Origin of the sequence: Cyanobacterium sp. IPPAS B-1200, assembly GCF_001747005.2 — a bacterium.
GTDB lineage: Bacteria > Cyanobacteriota > Cyanobacteriia > Cyanobacteriales > Cyanobacteriaceae > Cyanobacterium.
In genome coordinates this window covers 2,358,461-2,377,858 of sequence record NZ_CP182899.1, presented here as the reverse complement: position 1 = coordinate 2,377,858, position 19,398 = coordinate 2,358,461, and the positions used below count along the sequence as shown (strand labels likewise).

The following is a 19,398-nucleotide window of genomic DNA, read 5'->3' as shown; positions in this document are numbered from 1 at the left end:
CCCTAATTATTCCCTAAAACTAATTAGCTGTTACTGGGAATAATATCAAGATAAGCATCGAAATCTTTGAGGGCTTCAAAATATTGAGCCTCTGCTGCATTATAGTTTCTTTCCTTGGCGGCAGCGTCTATTCTTTCAAAATGACCAAATAACTCTCTAGCAAGGTTTTGAGCAGGTTTTTGATCTTTTTGAAGTAAACGACTAGAAGCATTAGCCATAGACTGACGTAAGCCCCCTAAAGGACCATGAATAAAGGTTCTGGTATCTACCCAATTTTCAGTTTTGATAAACTCTTCGAGGGTAGCCATTTTCTCCCGTGCTTCGGCGATGGGGGCTCGGTATAACTGTAGTTGTTCAATTTTTTCTGGGGTATAAACTGTAGGAATTTTGGCTTTAGTAGGGCTACTACAACTGACTAATAAGGTAGTAACCAGTACCAAAAGAAGGGATAGAATGGGACGTATTTTTTTCATCATCTTGTTTTTATAACGTTCATTAAAATTTTGTTCTCTGATTATTTTCTCAGAATTGCTACGATTAGCCAAGTTTATTTATTTTGTTGATGCGATACTTCCATAGAATAATATCCTAGAGAGGTAATATAGATGAAAAATATTGTTTTAGAAACCATGATACATTGCGCTGACAAAATTTTTTATAGTCGCAAGTTTGATTAATACTAACATCTAATAAAATAGATAAAATAAACTTTAGAATTATTTCGTCAGGCTATTTGAAAAGACTATTTTCTTTTATTTGTTTCTCAATGTTATCGATTTCTTGTAACAGATTAAATTTTTGATAGCTTGAAAAAGTTTGTTTTAATTTATTCATTAGATTATCTCTTTTTGCTTTTAATATTTTCAGCTTATTTAACCTTACATAATCAATTTTAGAACCTAATTTTTTCTTGAGGTCATTTAATTCATAATCTACTTCTATTTCTGCCCATCGATGCTCCCATGATAATTGTGCTAGGGTAGGGTCAACTTCCATCATCACTTCGTTATAGGCTTCTAAACATAAAACTTTGTCTTCTATCCTAGAATAAGTTTGAGTAAAAGACTCTGGGCATGTCTTACCGTTATCAAACATTCTGGCTAAACCATATATTCCTAAACCTAAAATTCCGCCAGAAAAAGCCATGGCACCAATTCCCACTCCTAACGCGTTGCCACCCATCGCTATACCTATGTTTCCTATGGTTTGATGGGTTGTAATTCCGCTTAAAATCCCTACACAAGTGCTAACAGTTGCAGAGAAATCTTTTGTGTTGATGCCATGAATGCCACCATATAAAGCCGCACCTGTGATAAAACCTAGCCCTGCGGTTGAGCCTAATCCTAAGCCTATACCTCCAAAACTTCCCACTATACCGATGCCTCCCATTGTGGAAGGAATACAACTACCTGCGATCGCACCTGTAACGGGAAATAAGACTTTTTTCATTATCTATATAATTACCAAAATAATTACTTTTCAAATAATAATCACAAAGCTACTAATGAATGTTGTAAATCTTGGGTTAAATCAAGACTATTTCGTTTTGCACTTTGAGAAGAAGAACAATATTTTTTGACCATTAAAGGCTTACCGATGTTAACTTCAACACTTGCTCCCCTTTTGGGTATCTCTTGATCATAAGTGATTTTAACTGGTAAAATTTTTGTGGCTACTTCTGGTTTTACCTCCTCAGTGTCGAGGGCTATTTTAGCAACTCCCCTTTTTAAGGGTTGTACCTCCTTGGTGCGAAAAATGCCCCCTTCAGGAAAAATAACTACCATTTCCCCTTGACATAACAACTCAAAACTGTATTTTAAACTATCCATTCCAGGGCGCTCGGTATTAACGGGAAACCCCCCTAGACGGCGAATAAACCAACCTTGTATTCCTTTCATTTCATTGGCAGACACCATAAAATGTGGATCTCTACCACTACTGGACAATCTACCTACCGCATAGGGCACTATGATAGCATCCCAGCGAGAGCGGTGGGTGGGTGCCACGATGACTGCCCCATCGGTGGGAATATTTTCTTGCCCTGTAATAGTTACTTTTTTGAAGAAAAAGGGAAGGAGTAATTGTTTTCCGAGGGGATAAACTATTTTACTAAGCCAAGGGGCTACTTCTGAGATAATAGTTGGAGAGTGGCTATTAGCAAGTAAATTTGTTGATTTTTGCTCATTAATCATGGTTTTTTATTAATTTATTATTTTATTATTCTCTCTAGCTTAAAACTATTATTAATTTCTTTGGCTATGGCGGTGACAGTTTTTTGATTGTCTTTTTTTGTTTTTTGAACTATTCTTTTCATAATAGAATAGATATTAATTCATCATAAAACACCATTTTTTGTATTAGGAATTTTTCATCACAATTGGTAATCCATATTTTATAGTGAGAAAGGCTATCATCATGGTTAGCATTAAGAAACCCATGGTTAAAGGATAAATATTTAGTGACCATAAAATGATTAAGGTTATTCCTAATATAGCCCCAATTAATTCCCCTATTCTTTTTTCTATTCCCCAAGGGATGATAGTTATTTGCTCTCTAAATATGTTTATTTTTATTTTTGCTAAACTATTAAACCATAGTTGACTTATTAAAGTTATGATTGCTCCAATATTTATATAGAAGTACATATAGTAAAATCCTATCAATTCAAGGGCGATCGTGGAACACAAAATGGTAAGATAGAAAGAAATATTATGATGTTTTATATTTGTTTTTACCACAAAATAATCCCTTAAATCAATGATTGCCATCTTACATTGTTCTAAGCAAAAAAGTAAAAGTCCTCCGCAAAGGAAACGATAAGATAAATCTGAATTAACAAACACTTTGGTCAATAAATCTAAAGCAGGGACAAAAAAAAGACAAGCAATAGTAATTTTAATTAATAATATTTTCACCAACAAAAAGATAAAATACTGTTTAAACAGCATCTAATTTATCACAGCATAGATACAAAATGAATTTAGATACCATTATCCATAATCCTCCATCTGGGCAAGAAATCAAGTATGTTTTTGTGTTACTCCATGGCTGGGGGGCAAACTATCATGATTTATCTTCCCTTCCGCCACTATTAGACTTACCCCACTGTCAATATATCTTCCCCAATGCCCCCTATGCTCATCCCCATGTGCCAGAAGGTAAAGCATGGTATGCCCTAGAAAATAATAATCAGGGTATCAGAGAAAGTGTCGATACTTTTTATCGTTGGTTACTAACCCTTGAAGATAAGACTAATATTCCCCTCAGTAAAACCATCGTGGGCGGTTTTTCTCAAGGTGGTGCCATGAGTTTAGATGTGGGATTACAATTACCCATAGCTGGGGTATGCAGTCTCAGTGGCTATCTGCATTTTGAGCCTAGCACCGAGAGAAATCCTTTTCCTCCTACTCTGATTTGCCATGGTACAAATGATCCTATTGTACCAATTCAAGCGGCGAGAGATGCCAAAACAAAGTTAGAAAATGTGGGTATAAATGTACAATATAAGGAGTATCAAATGGCTCATGAAATTATCCCCTTAGAGATTAATGTGATGCGTGATTTTGTTTTAAAACAAGTTAATTATTAGAGTTGTTGCGAAATAGTAGGAGATAGCTTTAATGTTGAATATTAAATAAAGTTAATGGGATTTTTCTTATTCCTGATTTTATTTTATGCTACTTCCAAATATAAATTCCATAATCCACAAGCTGTTACCATTAGTTTGTCATCAAATTCTGGCGTTCTATTTCTATAAACTGATGATACAGCATAGTATCTTTTTACCCCTGCAAAAGCGTTCTCACATCCTACTCTTTCCCTTGATAATTCTCTATTTTCCTCTTTTTGTTCCACCGTCAACTCTCCCCCTCTCGGTTTTTTTTGAGGTAAAAAGACATTATCATACATTTTTTGCACTCCTTGAAATCCCGAATCTGCTTGTACTTTCACCATATCTGGTATTCCCCCAATCAAGTCAAATTGATCATGGATTTTTTTATCATGAATTTTGCCATTACAGGTGGGTGTTAACTGTAATATCTTTTTTTCTGGGCTTACTACCGCTAGATTTTTACGGGTGTGTCTTTTCTTTTTTCCTGAGTAATTTTCTTTTTGTTTTTTCTTGTCTTGTGGTCGATTAATCGGTCTTTCCACCCCGTCAATCATCACTCTTTCCACATCGGGAAAATATTCCCTGAACTCTTGAATTGTGCTAATTTTCCTTTTTGGCAATACCTGTTTTTCATTTAATGTTTTTTCTAAAACCTCTTGTAGTTTATGACTCCATCGATAAGCTTGACTTCGGTCACAATCAAAGAGAATAGCAGCTAAATCAAATGTTGGATAACATTTTAAATAAAATAGAATATAGAAAAGTTTCTGCTCAATGGTTTTGAGATGAGATTTTCGACCTCCGCCAAAGCGTCTCTGACGAGAAGAGTCACTTTTTTGTGATAATGAAAGATAAACCGACTCAAAACTGACTAATAAATCATCAAATGCCTTGCGATTCAATCCTGTGGTGGCTCTGAGGAGTCGATCTTGATTAAGTATTTTGTCAATATTTAACATTCTACTTCTTTTTACTTAGTCAGTTTTCTCTATTATCTCCTATTTCGCAACAACTCTATTAAGTAACAACATCTACAGGGAATTGCTTGCTTTAGGGGATAAGGTGTTAGGTAATGTAAATTAATTCAAATAAGTTATGGATAACGAATTGTTTATTAGACTTGTTGCGAATTAAATATCTGCGTATCTGAAACCCTTGTTAAATTAGGACTGAATCTTTCAAAAAACCTATTTCGCAACAACTCTATTACTTACTCTTTTTACTGATAAATAGGTTGGCGAAATTTTATTAAGACTCTTATGAACAAGGGGTTTAAACCCCTTGCCTAAATCGATTTAATTATGCCCACTTACTTAAGTGGTAGTTTTATAGAAAAAAGGTTAAAAAAGCCTTGTCTAAAAAAATTAATATTAAGTTTATGTATTTAACAAACAAAGATGAGATTAAAAGTGTAATTCTTGATTTGAGAGATATAGATATATTATGGGTTGATACAGAAACCGCTGACTATAAAACCAAAACTCCTCGAATTTCCCTTATTCAAGTGTTGGCTTATCCTGATAATATTGATGGTAGTCGTACTTATTTATTTGATGTTTTAAATCAGGAAGAATTGGTAGGTTATTTTGTTGACCATATTATGATGAATGAAAGCATCACAAAGGTTTTTCATAATGCTAAATATGATCTAAGATTTTTGGGAGGAAAACAAACTAAAAATGTTTTTTGTACTTATGAGCTCGCTAAAACAATTCCTTATCATATTTTACCTGTTAAAAGTAAGTCTTTAAAAACACTAACTGAGTATTTTACCGATTTCAAAGACATTGACAAAAATGAGCAGAGCGGAGATTGGGGAGTTCGTCCTTTAAAGAAAAATCAGTTATATTATGCTCAAATGGATTGTGTCTATTTAGCTCAAGTTTATCAACATTTATTAAAGTTAGATAAAATTATGAAAGAAAATCAAGATAATATTAGTTTGGAAGATCTTTGTAAAAGATATATAGAAATCCGAGAACAATGGTTATTGTTAGATTCTGAAATCAAATTTTTAAAGGATAATATTAAAGCAAAAATGCTTGATAATAATCTTAAGGAAAATGATTATTTTAAGTTGTCTGAAAGAAAGATGAATACAATCAAAACTACTATAAAAAATTTAGTAAGGCTAATTAATGAGAAAGGTAATAGTATAGATTTTAGTATTAATTTAACTAAGAATATTCAAAAAAGTTTAGGTAATAGTTTAGATGATTTGGAGACAAAAGTAGAAACAACAATTTCTTATAGTTTGAAAGATATTAAATAAGTTTTATTATTTTTGTGGTAACGCATTATAAAAAAAATAACAAATGTTAAATATTTTGTATTAATTATTATGATAGATATTCTTTCTTCGTTTTTATTTAAACCTAGTTGTGCATTGTGTGAGCGAAAAAGTAATAGTATCATTTGTGAATATTGCCATAATCAGTTAATTACTTGTAGAGTAGCTAATCCAGTAATTCAGAAGAATAAAAAATATCCTTTGTTTATTTGGGCTAGATATGAAAACTATATAAAAAGAGCTATTTTTACTTTTAAATATGAAAATCAAACAAAATTGGGAGAAGTTTTTGGGCAGTTACTGGCGAAGGAATGGATTGCTCAAAATTTGTTAAAAAAAGGTCAAAAAATCACGATCACACCTATACCTCTGCATCAAAAAAAGTTAAAAGAAAGAGGTTTTAATCAGGCAGAATTAGTGGCTAAATCTTTCTGTGAAATAACAAGTTATAATCATCTTCCCCATTTATTAGCAAGGATAAAAAATACTGATGCTATGTTTGGCTTAAATCCTCTGGAAAGACAAAATAATAGAGTTGTTGCGAAATAGGAGATAATAGAGAAAACTGACTAAGTAAAAAGAAGTAGAATGTTAAATATTGACAAAATACTTAATCAAGATCGACTCCTCAGAGCCACCACAGGATTGAATCGCAAGGCATTTGATGATTTATTAGTCAGTTTTGAGTCGGTTTATCTTTCATTATCACAAAAAAGTGACTCTTCTCGTCAGAGACGCTTTGGCGGAGGTCGAAAATCTCATCTCAAAACCATTGAGCAGAAACTTTTCTATATTCTATTTTATTTAAAATGTTATCCAACATTTGATTTAGCTGCTATTCTCTTTGATTGTGACCGAAGTCAAGCTTATCGATGGAGTCATAAACTACAAGAGGTTTTAGAAAAAACATTAAATGAAAAACAGGTATTGCCAAAAAGGAAAATTAGCACAATTCAAGAGTTCAGGGAATATTTTCCCGATGTGGAAAGAGTGATGATTGACGGGGTGGAAAGACCGATTAATCGACCACAAGACAAGAAAAAACAAAAAGAAAATTACTCAGGAAAAAAGAAAAGACACACCCGTAAAAATCTAGCGGTAGTAAGCCCAGAAAAAAAGATATTACAGTTAACACCCACCTGTAATGGCAAAATTCATGATAAAAAAATCCATGATCAATTTGACTTGATTGGGGGAATACCAGATATGGTGAAAGTACAAGCAGATTCGGGATTTCAAGGAGTGCAAAAAATGTATGATAATGTCTTTTTACCTCAAAAAAAACCGAGAGGGGGAGAGTTGACGGTGGAACAAAAAGAGGAAAATAGAGAATTATCAAGGGAAAGAGTAGGATGTGAGAACGCTTTTGCAGGGGTAAAAAGATACTATGCTGTATCATCAGTTTATAGAAATAGAACGCCAGAATTTGATGACAAACTAATGGTAACAGCTTGTGGATTATGGAATTTATATTTGGAAGTAGCATAAAATAAAATCAGGAATAAGAAAAATCCCATTAACTTTATTTAATATTCAACATTAAAGCTATCTCCTACTATTTCGCAACAACTCTAATATTACTCAAGCCTTTACCATTGGGAAAGATTATTCTCGGTTTAATCATCAACACTCTGTTATAGTTTTAGACGATATTTATACTACAGGAGCAACGGTACAGGAAGCAGTTAAAGTTTTAAAGGCTCTAAAAATTGATGTTTTAGGGGTAATTGCGATCGCATCTAGTTTTAAAAATAATGAATAACTAATCATGAATAATGATCTAATTATAAAAGAAAATATTAAACTAATATGTAATGATTTAGACTTGAAAAATGACCAACAAGTAAGCAAGTTATATAATAATTTATGGATGCCTCTTACTATCCACTTGGCAAATCAATTTAAAGAAAAATCTCAACCATTATTAGTGGGAATTTTAGGAGGACAAGGTACAGGAAAAACGACTCTAACTAAAATTTTAAAGTATTTATTAACCCAGTTAAATATTAACAGTGAAACTATTTCTTTAGATGACTTTTATAAAACCTATGAAGAAAGAAAAGAGTTGGCAAAATTTGATCCTCGTTTAATTTGGCGTGGCCCTCCCCTCACCCATGATGTATCCTTAGCTTTAAAAGTCCTACAATCTCTATTGCAATGTCGCCCCGTGGTTATTCCTCGTTTTGATAAATCCTTACATGGGGGTAAGGGCGATCAGATACCACTTCGTGATTTAAAATCTGATAAAACAACCAATAAAGTGGATATAATTTTGTTTGAAGGATGGTTTGTAGGAGTAAAGCCCATTCCAGAAGACAAATTTAATAACCCTCCCCATCCTATCATCACCGAAGCCGACAAACAATTTGCCAAAGACTGTAACCAAAGACTAAAAGAATATTTACCTCTTTGGGAATTAATAGACTATCAAATAATCCTAAACCCCATTGATTATCACTACAGTTTGCCTTGGCGCCAAGAAGCCGAACAAAAAATGAAAGCCCAAGGAAAAACAGGCATGAGTAATCAAGAAATCAAAGAATTTGTCGAGTATTTTTGGAAAGCCCTGCACCCAGAATTATTCATCAATACCTTATCTGTAAGCAAATCACTGGTAATAAAAATTGATCAAAATCATTTTTGTGCAGATTATATGATAAATAATAACTAGGTTACACAAAATAGATTAAAACTCGCACCATGAACCATATTCCCTCGTGATTCGGTATAATTTGATCACTTCTTACTGTAAATTAGGTTAAATAGTCACGGGTTTGGCATCATTGCACAATCCAAACTATCGCATCATAGCGATAAAAAGAAATATTTTCTTAACAAAAATTTAACTTATATCATCTCTAATATTTTAAGAGAGTTATTGTTAATTCTTTTATTACAAAAGATTTGATACCGTAACAATTAAATAATTAGTTAATGACTAAAACAATAGTTCGCTATTTATAATAGTGTTTATAGTCTTTATTCTCTTGTTTTTTGCCATTAATAAAATATATTAGTTGTTGCTTAAAAAAACTTTTTTATACTTATTCAACTTAAAAAGTTCTATAGAATTCTCAATCAATTTGTGAACTATTTAAAAATCAATTACTTAGCAAAAGGTAAAAATTTATTACCTCTAAATTATTGGTGATAATTTTCTCACAAATAATCATAAGTAAGTAGGCATGATTAAATCGATTTAGGCAAGGGGTTTAAACCCCTTGTTCATAAGAGTTTAAAATTAATTTCGCCAACCTACTTAACAATTCTATGAAAACAAAAAACACAACAAACTAAATAATCATTTTCGCCAAAAAAAATAACTACTATGCAAGTAATCAATCCAATCAAATTTGATAACCTCAAAGGGGATATTTTTGGAGGTTTAACCGCAGCAGTGGTGGCATTACCCATGGCATTAGCCTTCGGGATTGCTTCTGGTGCTGGGGCTTCAGCTGGAATTTGGGGAGCTATCCTTGTGGGGTTTTTTGCTTCCTTGTTTGGGGGTACACCAAGCCTAATTTCTGAACCTACTGGCCCAATGACAGTTATCGTCACAGCGGTGATGGCTGAATTGATCGCCCGAAATCCAGAAACAGGTCTAGCCATGGGCTTTACTGTCATTATGATGGCAGGAGTTTTCCAGATTCTTTTTGGAGTATTGAAACTGGGAAAATATATCACCATGCTTCCCTACAACGTCATCTCAGGTTTCATGACGGGTATCGGGGTAATCCTCATTTTCTTACAAATTGCCCCATTCTTGGGTCAAGAAACCCCAGCAGGAGGGGTTATTGGAGTTATTAGGAATCTTCCTGAATTAATCACAAATATTAATCCTCAAGAGTTGGCACTGGGTTTAATTACCCTTGCCATTTTATTTTTCTATCCTCGCAAATGGAAAGCTATTGTACCTCCTCAGTTAACGGCTTTATTGATTGGTACATTAATCACTGTTTTCCTTTTGAGAGACTATGATATACGCACCATCAGCACCATCGGTGAAATTACCCCTGGTTTACCCAAGTTACAAATGCCTACTTGGAATATGGAAAATTTACGACTTATGTTTGTCAATGCCATAGTGTTGGCAACGGTAGGTTGTATTGACTGTTTATTAACCTGTTTGGTGTGTGATAGTTTAACCCGTGGTGAGCATAAATCGAATAAAGAGTTAATTGGTCAAGGGGTGGCGAATATCATCACTGGTGTTTGTGGGGGTATTGCTGGTTCTGGGGCTACAACCCCTAGTGTGGTAGCAATTCAGGCAGGTGCACGTTCGACTTTAGCGAGTGTGGTGAGGGCAGGGGTTTTATTCATTATTGCTATCTGGGCAGCGCCCTTAACCGCTGATATTCCTTTAGCTGTGTTGGCGGGTATTGTGTTGAAGGTAGGTATTAGCGTTATTGATTCTGGTTTTCTCAAACGGGTTCACAAAATTTCTTGGAAAGCGGCAGGAATTGTCTATGTGGTGGTTTTGTTAACGGTATTTGTAGATTTGATGATTGCGGTGGCTGTGGGGGTATTTATTGCTAATATCTTAACCATTGAGAAGTTATCGGAGCTACAATCTACGGCGGTTAAGACTATTACGGATGATGATGATCAAATTCTGTTGAGTGATGAGGAGAAACAAATTCTTGATTTGGCGGATAATCGTTTGTTACTTTTCCATCTCAGTGGCCCAATGATTTTTGGGGTGGCAAAGGCGATCGCACGGGAACACAGTGCCATTGATAATTATGATGTATTTTTGGTGGATTTAAGTGAAGTGCCTGTGTTGGGGGTAACTTCTTCCCTTGCCATTGAAAATGCTATCCATGAAGCCATTGATCTAGGTCGTGAAGTTATTGTGGTGGGGGCTACAGGGAAGGTGAAACGTCGTCTCGAAAAACTTGGTATTGCAGGATTAATTCCTGGACACCATTGGATGGGCGATCGCCTGACGGCCTTACAAGAAGGGTTAAACATTGTCAGAGCAAAACAAAGTCTTGATCCTTCTACCGAACAAGTAGCCGTAGATAGTTAAATTTTTGTGGGACACATTTTAGTTTGTCCCTTGCTAGAGAAATGATTGAGGGTGGGCATTGCTCACCCTGGACTTTTTTTAACTCACAGCGACGGATTTGTTTTTGTTAATGGTTTTACGCCACCATCCCAAAAGGGTACTAGCCACAAAAATACTAGAATAAGAACCTGCTAAGAAACCGACAATTAAAGCTAGGGCGAAATATTTGAGAGTTTCTCCGCCAAAAAGGAAAATGGCAACTAAGGGTAAAACCGTAGTTAAACTGGTATTGATAGAACGAGTAAGGGTTTGATTAACAGCAATGACGATGGTTTCGTTCATGGTTTCTGCGTCGATGTGTTCATCTTTGCTGATTTCTCTGATGCGATCGTAGATTACCACAGTGTCATTAACAGAAAAACCGATAATGGTTAATATTGCCACCAAAAAGAGGGTATCAACTTCCACACCTATGGTTAAACCTAGGACTGCAAAGAAACCAAGGGCGATTAAAGCATCATGGAGAAGGGCAATAACCGCAAAAACAGCATAGTCAGTTTTAAACCTAATACTCAGATATACCACAATACCAAAAAAGGACACCAAAAGAGCCAAAATCCCAGAGGTAAACAACTCCTGTCCGATACTAGGCCCTACGGTGTCGATTTGTTGACTTTCTGGATTAAAAGCCCCTATTTCTTGGGTTAGGGCTTCTGCCAATCTGGTTCTTGCCTCTACATCCAGGGTTTGGGTACGAATGGATAAACTTCTTTGCTCATCTCCTACTATTTGGACACTACTATTGGCTAAATTTTGACCTTCTAATACTTCTCTGACTTGGTTAGTGGTTAAAGGGCGATCGCAATTACCTTCCACACTACAATCCAACTCCAACTGTAATCTAGTACCCCCCACAAAGTCGATACTAGGACGTAAAGGAGTACCAATAGTCGTATAGGAAACCACCATCGCCACCACACTGAGGATACACAACACAGCAGAGATACTCCACCATATCTTCTCCCATTTGACAACATTAAACTGAATCATTTGATAAATAATTAATAATTGATAGTTGATAATTGATAATGTTTTAACTATTACCTCTCCCTTTTAAGGGCGGCTTGGAAAGCTTTTTTCTTAAGGATTTTTAGTTTTCAAATCAGGACAGAATAGTTGAGGTTTTTGACGCACAGAAGGAAATCCCAACACAGCAATTAACAAGAAAGTACGACTACAAGTAAGCGCCGTAAACATACTTACCACCACCCCAATGGCGAGGGTAAGAGCAAAACCTCGCACTAAACCAGCACCGAGCCAAAAAAGAGCAGCACAGGCGATGAGGGTAGTTACATTACTATCCAAAATACTAGAAAAAGCCCTAGAAAATCCCGACTCTACAGCGCGATATAAAGTTTTACCAGCCCTCAACTCCTCTCGGGTACGTTCAAAAATCAGTACATTAGCATCTACCGCCATCCCAATGCTAAGGATAAAACCCGCAATTCCAGGTAAAGTAAGAGTTACTCCCGCAAGGGAAAAACAAGCAAGGGTTAATAAACCGTAAATCATCAGCGCAAAATCCGCTAATATCCCCGGCAGACGATAATAAACCGCCATATAAACCAAAACTAACCCCAACCCAGCCAAAGCAGCGATTACACTACGGCGAATACTATCTTGGCCCAAAGTCGCACCCACAATGCGATTCTCCACAATTTCCACAGGCACAGGTAAAGCTCCTCCCTCCAGTTGCAAAGCCAACTCCTTAGCCCCATCAAGGGTAAATCCAGGACTACCCCCAGAAATACTCGCTCTACCGCCCATAATACCCGTACTAGCATACTCCGCACTGACACTAGGGGCGCTGATTAACTCTCCATCAAGGAAAATTCCCAATGTTCTACCCGTACCAGCAATATCTTTGGTTAACTCTGCAAACAACTGTCCCCCTTCATTATCAAACTCTAAAACCACCTCCCACACGTTCGGTTGTTGGGTGGGCTGATAACTAGCACGGCGTAATTTTTCTCCATTTAATTCACTTCTAACATACAAATTTTCAGAAAGGGTGCGAAGTTCTTCTTGTTTTTCCTCAATCACACTCAACTGATTTTCCCTTTCCTCGGGATCTTCTATTTCCTGAAAAGTAACGAGAAGTTGTTGTAATTCCTGTTGACGAACGTTAATTTGAGCCTGTATTTGAGGATCATCAGTTTGGGTTCTAAAGTCAAGCTGGGCAGTACCTCCGAGGACTCTTTCTGCCTGTTCAGGGTTATCAACCCCCGGCAGTTGTACCAAAATACGGTCTTCTCCCACACTCTGTACCACGGCTTCAGAAACACCTAATCCGTTAACCCGTCTATCAATTACTTGTCTAACGGCTTCGAGACGATCTTCTGTAATTTCTGGTACTTCATCAGTGGTCTGTAGTTGAATGGTTAGCTGAGACCCTCCCCTTAAATCTAATCCCAACTGTAGGGGTAAATTTACAAGGGTGACGATCGCCGTTACCACCATGACTATAATTAATATGATAAAAGCTCTTTGTCTTTCCACAATAAAATTAAAATAAAAGTTTTTTTTAAATGCTAATCCTTGAAAATGGGGAATGGGGAATAGGCAACGGGAATAAATCCCATAAATTAACTAATACCTCGCCCCTAATTCCTAATTATTAAACCTAATCTTCATGAATCTGTACTTTAGACTAATTTGAACTGTAAGAAGCTATGATCCTTATATAGCAAGAATTTTGACTATTCTTATCCGTTTAATGTAAAAAATATAAAATATACGTCATATAAGGGTTTCAGCGTTTAAAATTAGATTTAGTCTAAACTCAAGTCATGAATAGAAAATAAGAGTTTTAAATTTGACCATTCATGATTTTTTGAACCGCTTCTACAATTTGATTAGGTTGAACAATGGTTAATCTTTCTAAAGTTCCATTATAGGGGGTAGGAATATCTTGGGAAGCCAAACGCACCACAGGCGCATCCAACTCATCAAACAGTTGATCATTAATAGATGCGGTCAATTCTGCCCCAATGCCACCACTTTTCATACATTCCTCCACAATAATAACCTTATGGGTTTTACGAATAGATTCCCCAATGGTTTCCATATCCAGGGGTTTGAGAGAGATTAAATCGATAATTTCTGGATCATAACCTTCTTTTTCCAACTGTTTGAGAGCTTGGGTGCAATGGTGTCTCATTCTCGAATAGGTCAAAATAGTAACATCTTTTCCTTTACGGACAACTTCTGCTTTATCTAAAGGTAAAGTATATTCGTGTTCAGGGAGATTTTCTTTATGGTTATATAATAAAACGTGTTCAAAAAATAGAACGGGGTTATCGTCTCTAATAGCTGATTTTAATAATCCTTTGGCATTATGAGCAGTAGAACAAGCAACGATTTTTAAACCAGGTACCGCTTGGAAATAGGCTTCTAGTCTTTGGGAGTGTTCAGCCCCTAGTTGTCTACCCACACCCCCGGGCCCTCTGATGACCGTAGGAATTTTGAAATTTCCTCCAGAGGTGTAGCGCATCATCCCTGCATTGTTAGAAATTTGGTTAAAAGCAAGGAGCAAAAAGCCCATGTTCATCCCCTCAATAACGGGGCGTAACCCTGTCATGGCAGCACCTACGGCCATCCCAGTAAAACTGTTCTCGGCGATGGGGGTGTCTAATACTCTAAATTCACCGTATTTTTCGTATAATCCTTTAGTAACTTTGTACGATCCACCATAAATTCCTACGTCTTCTCCGAGGACAAATACGCTTTCGTCTCTTGCCATTTCTTCGTCAATAGCTTCACGCAAAGCGTTAAACATCAAAGTTTCTGCCATTTATTTTCCTTTATTAATTCTAGCTATAGCACATCTAATCTTATCATTTTTTGCCCTTTTCTCAAGGACTAGGTGTTAGGGATTATTGGGATTCATTGGATGTCAATTAATTTATTACCACATCTGTAATTTTCGTTTTATTCAGGGCATCTTATAATGGTTTTATCTTTTAACTTAATCGCCCCATGACGGACTTACAATGGCTGTTGATATGTGCTGGGTTAGTCTTTTTGATGCAACCCGGATTTATGTGCCTAGAATCGGGTTTAACTCGCTCAAAAAATAATATCAATGTAGCCGTTAAAAACCTCGCTGATTTTGGCATTTCCGTTGCCCTTTTTTGGTGTTTTGGTTATGCCATCATGTTTGGGGCATCCTCCCTAGGATTGATAGGCACAGAGGACTTTTTTCTCAATGTGGATATAGACATGGAATTAGGGGCTTTTTTCCTTTTTCAAGCCATGTTTTGTAGTACTGCTACCACCATCGTTTCTGGCGCCGTGGCAGAGAGGCTCAGGTTTGACTCTTATATTATCATTGCCATCCTCGTTTCAGGGTTAATTTATCCCCTTTTTGGTCATTGGGTTTGGAATGGACTTGAATTAGACACAATGATGGGATGGTTAGGAAAATTAGGTTATGTCGACTTTGCTGGTTGTAGTGTAGTCCATGGTGTTGGTGCATGGGTAGGATTGGCAACTTTATTGATTATAGGGCCTCGTACAGGACGTTTTAACTCTGATGGAAAGAAAAATAAAATCCATGGGGCCAATTTACCTCTTTCGGTGTTGGGAGTAATGTTGTTATGGATTGCTTGGTTTGGTTTTAATGGGGGCAGTGTCTTGGTGTTTAATAACCAAGTCGCTCTAATTTTAGTTAATACCCTCATGGGGGGAGTAGCTGGAATGATTAGTAGTTGCATCTTTACATGGTATCGAGAAAAAATCCCTCAAGTAGAATCTTTGATGAATGGTGCGATCGCAGGTTTGGTGTCCATCACCGCCTCTTGTCATATCATATCCACCTCTGAGGCGGTAATCATTGGTGGGGTGGGAGGTATTTTGATGGTCATAGTCAAAAATTGCATAGAATATCATTACATAGACGATGCAGTGGATGCAGTGGCTGTTCATGGTGCTGCTGGGGTTTGGGGCACTTTAGCCGTGGCACTTTTTGCTAAACCAGAATTATTAAATACGGGGTTATCTCCTTTTCATCAATTTTTAGTACAACTACTAGGGGCGCTGGTATGTTTTATCTGGGCTTTTGGAATCAGTTGGTTAATTCTTTCGGGGGTTAATCGTTTTTTTCCCCTGCGAGTATCGGTGGAGGAGGAAATTACAGGGTTAAATGTTTCTGAGCATCAGGCAAAAACAGAGGTTTATGATCTTATGAATATCATAGATCAACAAACCCAAACCCAAGACCTGAGTTTAAGAGTACCTATCGAACCTTTTACGGAGGTAGGACATATTGCTTTTCGTTACAATCAATTAATTGATAGTTTAGAAAAATCTACGGAAACATTACAAACCAATAATTTGGAGTTAGCCCAAGCCAAGAAAAGGGCTGAGGTGGCAAATAAAACTAAAAGTATTTTTCTGGCAAATATGAGCCATGAATTGCGTACTCCCATGAATGCTATTTTGGGATTTTCTCAAATTATGATGCGCTCTAAAAGTCTTGATTCTGAGCAATTAGAAAATATTAGTATTATTAATCGTAGTGGTAATTATCTTTTAAATTTAATTAATAATGTTTTGGATTTGTCGAAGATTGAGGCTGGAAAAATGATGCTCAATCTTAAAAATATTGACTTATATCATTTACTTGATGAAGTTGACGATTTATTACATTTAAAAGCAGAAGAAAAAAATCTACAATTAACTTTTAATATTGATGATAATGTACCTCGATATATTCGTACGGATGAAACTAAATTACGTCAAGTTTTGATTAATATTATTAATAATGCCATTAAGTTTACAGAGAAAGGAGGAGTAAAAATCACTGTAAAAGTAGTTAATACTAATCATGTTAATCAGTCTATGTTTTATGATGATATAGATTATCAAGATTATCCTAATATTAGAATAGATTTTGCCATTGAAGATTCGGGCATCGGTATTGGAGAAAAGGATATTAGCAAGGTTTTTGATGCTTTTATTCAAACAGAGGTGGGCAGAAATAGTCAAGAAGGTACAGGGTTAGGACTTTCTATCAGTCGCAAATTTGTTCAGCTGATGGGAGGAGATATTAATCTTAGAAGTATCCTCGGAAAAGGTACTATTTTTAATTTTGATACTGTCGCTAAAATTATTAATATTAATGAGGTAGAAGTATCAGAAACTTATCATACAAAAAGGGTCATTGGTTTAAAAAAGGAACAACCTTCATATCGTATTTTAGTAGTTGACGATCGCCCTCTAAACCGACTTTTACTACTAAAATTATTACAACCTTTAGGATTTGAATTACAAGAAGCTGTTAATGGTCAAGAGGCGATCGCAATTTGGCAGCAGTGGAAACCTCATCTGATTTGGATGGATATGCGAATGCCTGTCATGGACGGCTATGAAGCCACCAAGTATATTAAAAGTGTAGGGGGAAATCCCACCGCTATTATCGCCCTTACTGCCAGTGTACTAGAAGAAGAAAAGGCGATCGTCATGTCCGCGGGATGTGACGATTTTGTCAGAAAGCCATTTAGAGAGTCTGTTATCTTTGATGTCATGGCAAAACATCTCGGTATTAAATATATTTATGAACAAGAAACCATCGCCCCATCATCAAAATTTCATGAACCCCTAACCATTGAAGAATTAGAAAAAATGCCTTCTAGTTGGTTAGACAAACTATATAAAGCCGTAATTGACTTAGACGATGATTTAGTTTTAGAATTAATTTCAGAAATTCCTCAAAATTTTGAAAATTTAGCTAAAAAATTGATCTACCTAGTAAATAATTTTCAACTATCACAAATCAGAAAATTAATTGAAAAAATCCATTAAAATATACTATTATAGATACCCTTAAAAAAAATGACTTTCGATGAACTATCAACAGAAAATGATTTAATTGGAAGTATTTTGATCGTTGATGATCAACCTGCTAACTTAAGGGTGTTAGCTACTATGTTGAAGGGTAAAAAGTATAAGGTAAAAAAAGCCCAAGATGGAGAAACCGCCCTTATGGCGGCTCTATCAAATCCGCCTGATTTAATTTTACTTGATATTTTGATGCCCATTATGCATGGTTATGAAGTGTGTCAAAAACTAAAATCGAATCCTCTTACTCAGCACATTCCTGTAATATTTATTAGTGCTTTAAACGATGTTTTTGATAAAATAAAAGCCTTTGAAATAGGAGCAGTTGACTATATAACAAAACCATTTCAAGAGGAAGAAGTTTTAGCCAGAATAAATAGTCAATTAACCATTCAAGCTCAAAAAAGACTATTAGAAAAAGACAAAAAATTATTACAAATTAAGCAGCAGAAATTAGAAGAAGAAATTAAACAAAGAAAAGAAGCTGAATTAATTTTGTCTCAATCACGGGCTTTTATTTTTAGTATTCTTAATTCTTCCCTTGATGGTATTGCAGCCCTTGAGGCAGTAAGAAATGATAAAACAGGGGAAATTGAGGATTTTCGTTGTGTTTTAGTTAATCCTATTACAGCTAACTTTTTTAATTTAAAAACAGAAAATTTAATCGATAAATTACTTTTTAAAGAACTTATCAATAAAAAAAAATATGATTTATTAAAATATCTTGTGAAAGTGGTAGAACATGATAGTATCATCAAAAAAGATATTAAGCTCGTTCATAATAGAAAGAAAAACTGGTTTCACGTTACCGCTGTTAAATTAGGAGATGGTTTTTCCATTACTATTCGGGATATTACCGCTCGAAAAAATTTGGAATTAAAATTAAATAGACTAGCAACTATCGATAGTTTAACAAATGTCTATAACCGACAGAGCTTTGATTTTCGTCTCAAAAATGAATGGTTTAGGTGCGATCGCGCCCAAAAACCTTTATCATTAATATTGTGTGACGTAGATTACTTTAAACTATATAACGACTTCTATGGACATCAAGCAGGGGATAAATGTCTTAAAACCGTCGCCAGTATCATGGATACCATTGCAAAAAGGTCATCGGATTTTTTAGCAAGATACGGAGGAGAAGAATTTGCCATCATTTTGCCCAACACACCATCCCAAGGCGCCCTCATCATTGCCAATACCATTAAAACAGAAGTAGAAAACGCTCATCTTATCCACCACAAATCAAAAATTAGTCAGTATATCACCCTCAGTTTAGGAGTTGCCACCGTCACCCCTTCCTGCAACTATTCTCCCGAAGATTTGCTTAACAGTGCAGACAAAGCATTATACAAAGCAAAAAAAAATGGTCGTAACAGAGTCGTCGCCGATACATTAAACCCTCTTTAAAAGACCATCAACTTAGCAAAGGTAGAAAAAACAACAATAAAATTGTAACCCCACTTAAAGTAATGAAATTCAATAACTCTATTATTTGACTGACGTTACGCACTCATTTATAAGTTAAGTTTTATCTGTAAATTTTAACAAGGGGCTTAAGCACCTTACCCAACTCCTAGCCCTCCT

The 19,398-nt window shown here is 35.7% G+C and carries 16 protein-coding genes; 8 read left to right on the top strand and 8 right to left on the bottom strand.

Going from position 1 to position 19,398, the window contains the following annotated elements:
* Window positions 1–23: 23 nt before the first annotated feature.
* From psbQ to A5482_RS10950, 4 genes are all read right to left on the bottom strand, one after another.
* Window positions 24–473, bottom strand: a complete 450-nt coding sequence (gene psbQ, locus A5482_RS10965; protein WP_069789381.1) for a photosystem II protein PsbQ — start codon at window positions 471–473, stop codon at window positions 24–26.
* 256 nt (window positions 474–729) lie between these two features.
* On the bottom strand, window positions 730–1,449 hold the full coding sequence (locus A5482_RS10960) for a hypothetical protein (protein ID WP_069789301.1): 720 nt from the start codon (window positions 1,447–1,449) through the stop codon (window positions 730–732).
* Window positions 1,450–1,490: 41 nt separating this feature from the next.
* Window positions 1,491–2,192, bottom strand: coding sequence for a lysophospholipid acyltransferase family protein (locus tag A5482_RS10955; protein ID WP_069789300.1), 702 nt, complete (start codon window positions 2,190–2,192; stop codon window positions 1,491–1,493).
* A gap of 165 nt (window positions 2,193–2,357) precedes the next feature.
* A complete protein-coding gene (locus tag A5482_RS10950) occupies window positions 2,358–2,915 on the bottom strand; it encodes a hypothetical protein (protein WP_141712631.1) in 558 nt (185 codons plus the stop codon).
* A 59-nt stretch (window positions 2,916–2,974) separates the two neighbouring features.
* Between A5482_RS10950 and A5482_RS10945 the strand changes: the two genes are divergently transcribed.
* Window positions 2,975–3,589: an alpha/beta hydrolase gene (locus A5482_RS10945; protein ID WP_069789298.1), complete on the top strand. Its 615-nt coding sequence runs from the start codon at window positions 2,975–2,977 to the stop codon at window positions 3,587–3,589.
* A gap of 83 nt (window positions 3,590–3,672) precedes the next feature.
* On the opposite strand, the gene A5482_RS10940 is transcribed toward A5482_RS10945, so the two are convergent.
* Window positions 3,673–4,572 carry an IS5/IS1182 family transposase gene (locus tag A5482_RS10940; RefSeq protein WP_069790049.1) on the bottom strand — a complete coding sequence of 300 codons (900 nt, stop codon included), beginning with the start codon at window positions 4,570–4,572 and terminating at the stop codon, window positions 3,673–3,675.
* A gap of 392 nt (window positions 4,573–4,964) precedes the next feature.
* Here A5482_RS10940 and A5482_RS10935 point away from each other — a divergent pair, with 392 nt between their 5' ends.
* From A5482_RS10935 to bicA, 5 genes are all read left to right on the top strand, one after another.
* A complete protein-coding gene (locus tag A5482_RS10935) occupies window positions 4,965–5,885 on the top strand; it encodes a 3'-5' exonuclease (protein ID WP_242412025.1) in 921 nt (306 codons plus the stop codon).
* Between the two features lie 69 nt (window positions 5,886–5,954).
* A complete protein-coding gene (locus A5482_RS10930; protein ID WP_069791841.1) occupies window positions 5,955–6,452 on the top strand; it encodes a ComF family protein in 498 nt (165 codons plus the stop codon).
* Window positions 6,453–6,491: 39 nt separating this feature from the next.
* Window positions 6,492–7,391: an IS5/IS1182 family transposase gene (locus tag A5482_RS10925; protein WP_069790049.1), complete on the top strand. Its 900-nt coding sequence runs from the start codon at window positions 6,492–6,494 to the stop codon at window positions 7,389–7,391.
* A 280-nt stretch (window positions 7,392–7,671) separates the two neighbouring features.
* Window positions 7,672–8,574: a glycerate kinase gene (locus A5482_RS10920; RefSeq protein ID WP_069791335.1), complete on the top strand. Its 903-nt coding sequence runs from the start codon at window positions 7,672–7,674 to the stop codon at window positions 8,572–8,574.
* Between the two features lie 657 nt (window positions 8,575–9,231).
* On the top strand, window positions 9,232–10,932 hold the full coding sequence (gene bicA / locus A5482_RS10915) for a bicarbonate transporter BicA (RefSeq protein WP_069791336.1): 1,701 nt from the start codon (window positions 9,232–9,234) through the stop codon (window positions 10,930–10,932).
* Between the two features lie 78 nt (window positions 10,933–11,010).
* Here the strand turns inward: bicA and secF are convergent, their stop codons facing one another.
* From secF to A5482_RS10900, 3 genes are all read right to left on the bottom strand, one after another.
* Window positions 11,011–11,958: a protein translocase subunit SecF gene (secF, locus tag A5482_RS10910; protein ID WP_069791347.1), complete on the bottom strand. Its 948-nt coding sequence runs from the start codon at window positions 11,956–11,958 to the stop codon at window positions 11,011–11,013.
* A gap of 93 nt (window positions 11,959–12,051) precedes the next feature.
* The gene (secD, locus tag A5482_RS10905; protein ID WP_069791337.1) at window positions 12,052–13,470 is read right to left on the bottom strand and encodes a protein translocase subunit SecD; all 1,419 of its coding nucleotides are present in this window, start codon (window positions 13,468–13,470) and stop codon (window positions 12,052–12,054) included.
* A gap of 310 nt (window positions 13,471–13,780) precedes the next feature.
* A complete protein-coding gene (locus tag A5482_RS10900) occupies window positions 13,781–14,764 on the bottom strand; it encodes an alpha-ketoacid dehydrogenase subunit beta (RefSeq protein ID WP_069791338.1) in 984 nt (327 codons plus the stop codon).
* 185 nt (window positions 14,765–14,949) lie between these two features.
* Here A5482_RS10900 and amt point away from each other — a divergent pair, with 185 nt between their 5' ends.
* Together amt and A5482_RS10890 are read left to right on the top strand one after the other, a co-directional pair.
* Window positions 14,950–17,775, top strand: coding sequence for an ammonium transporter (gene amt, locus A5482_RS10895; RefSeq protein ID WP_069791339.1), 2,826 nt, complete (start codon window positions 14,950–14,952; stop codon window positions 17,773–17,775).
* Between the two features lie 30 nt (window positions 17,776–17,805).
* Complete coding sequence (locus A5482_RS10890; RefSeq protein ID WP_069791340.1) at window positions 17,806–19,221, top strand: diguanylate cyclase; 1,416 nt, start codon at window positions 17,806–17,808, stop codon at window positions 19,219–19,221.
* The last annotated feature ends 177 nt before the right edge of the window (window positions 19,222–19,398 follow it).

Bases quoted from the DNA above. Each gene is read 5' to 3' on its own strand.
- psbQ (WP_069789381.1), bottom strand. From the start codon at position 473: ATGAAAAAAATACGTCCCATTCTATCCCTTCTTTTGGTACTGGTTACT.
- A5482_RS10900 (WP_069791338.1), bottom strand. From the start codon at position 14,764: ATGGCAGAAACTTTGATGTTTAACGCTTTGCGTGAAGCTATTGACGAA.
- A5482_RS10920 (WP_069791335.1), top strand. From the start codon at position 7,672: ATGAATAATGATCTAATTATAAAAGAAAATATTAAACTAATATGTAAT.
- A5482_RS10960 (WP_069789301.1), bottom strand. From the start codon at position 1,449: ATGAAAAAAGTCTTATTTCCCGTTACAGGTGCGATCGCAGGTAGTTGT.
- A5482_RS10890 (WP_069791340.1), top strand. From the start codon at position 17,806: ATGACTTTCGATGAACTATCAACAGAAAATGATTTAATTGGAAGTATT.
- bicA (WP_069791336.1), top strand. From the start codon at position 9,232: ATGCAAGTAATCAATCCAATCAAATTTGATAACCTCAAAGGGGATATT.
- A5482_RS10925 (WP_069790049.1), top strand. From the start codon at position 6,492: ATGTTAAATATTGACAAAATACTTAATCAAGATCGACTCCTCAGAGCC.
- A5482_RS10945 (WP_069789298.1), top strand. From the start codon at position 2,975: ATGAATTTAGATACCATTATCCATAATCCTCCATCTGGGCAAGAAATC.
- A5482_RS10940 (WP_069790049.1), bottom strand. From the start codon at position 4,572: ATGTTAAATATTGACAAAATACTTAATCAAGATCGACTCCTCAGAGCC.
- amt (WP_069791339.1), top strand. From the start codon at position 14,950: ATGACGGACTTACAATGGCTGTTGATATGTGCTGGGTTAGTCTTTTTG.
- A5482_RS10930 (WP_069791841.1), top strand. From the start codon at position 5,955: ATGATAGATATTCTTTCTTCGTTTTTATTTAAACCTAGTTGTGCATTG.
- A5482_RS10955 (WP_069789300.1), bottom strand. From the start codon at position 2,192: ATGATTAATGAGCAAAAATCAACAAATTTACTTGCTAATAGCCACTCT.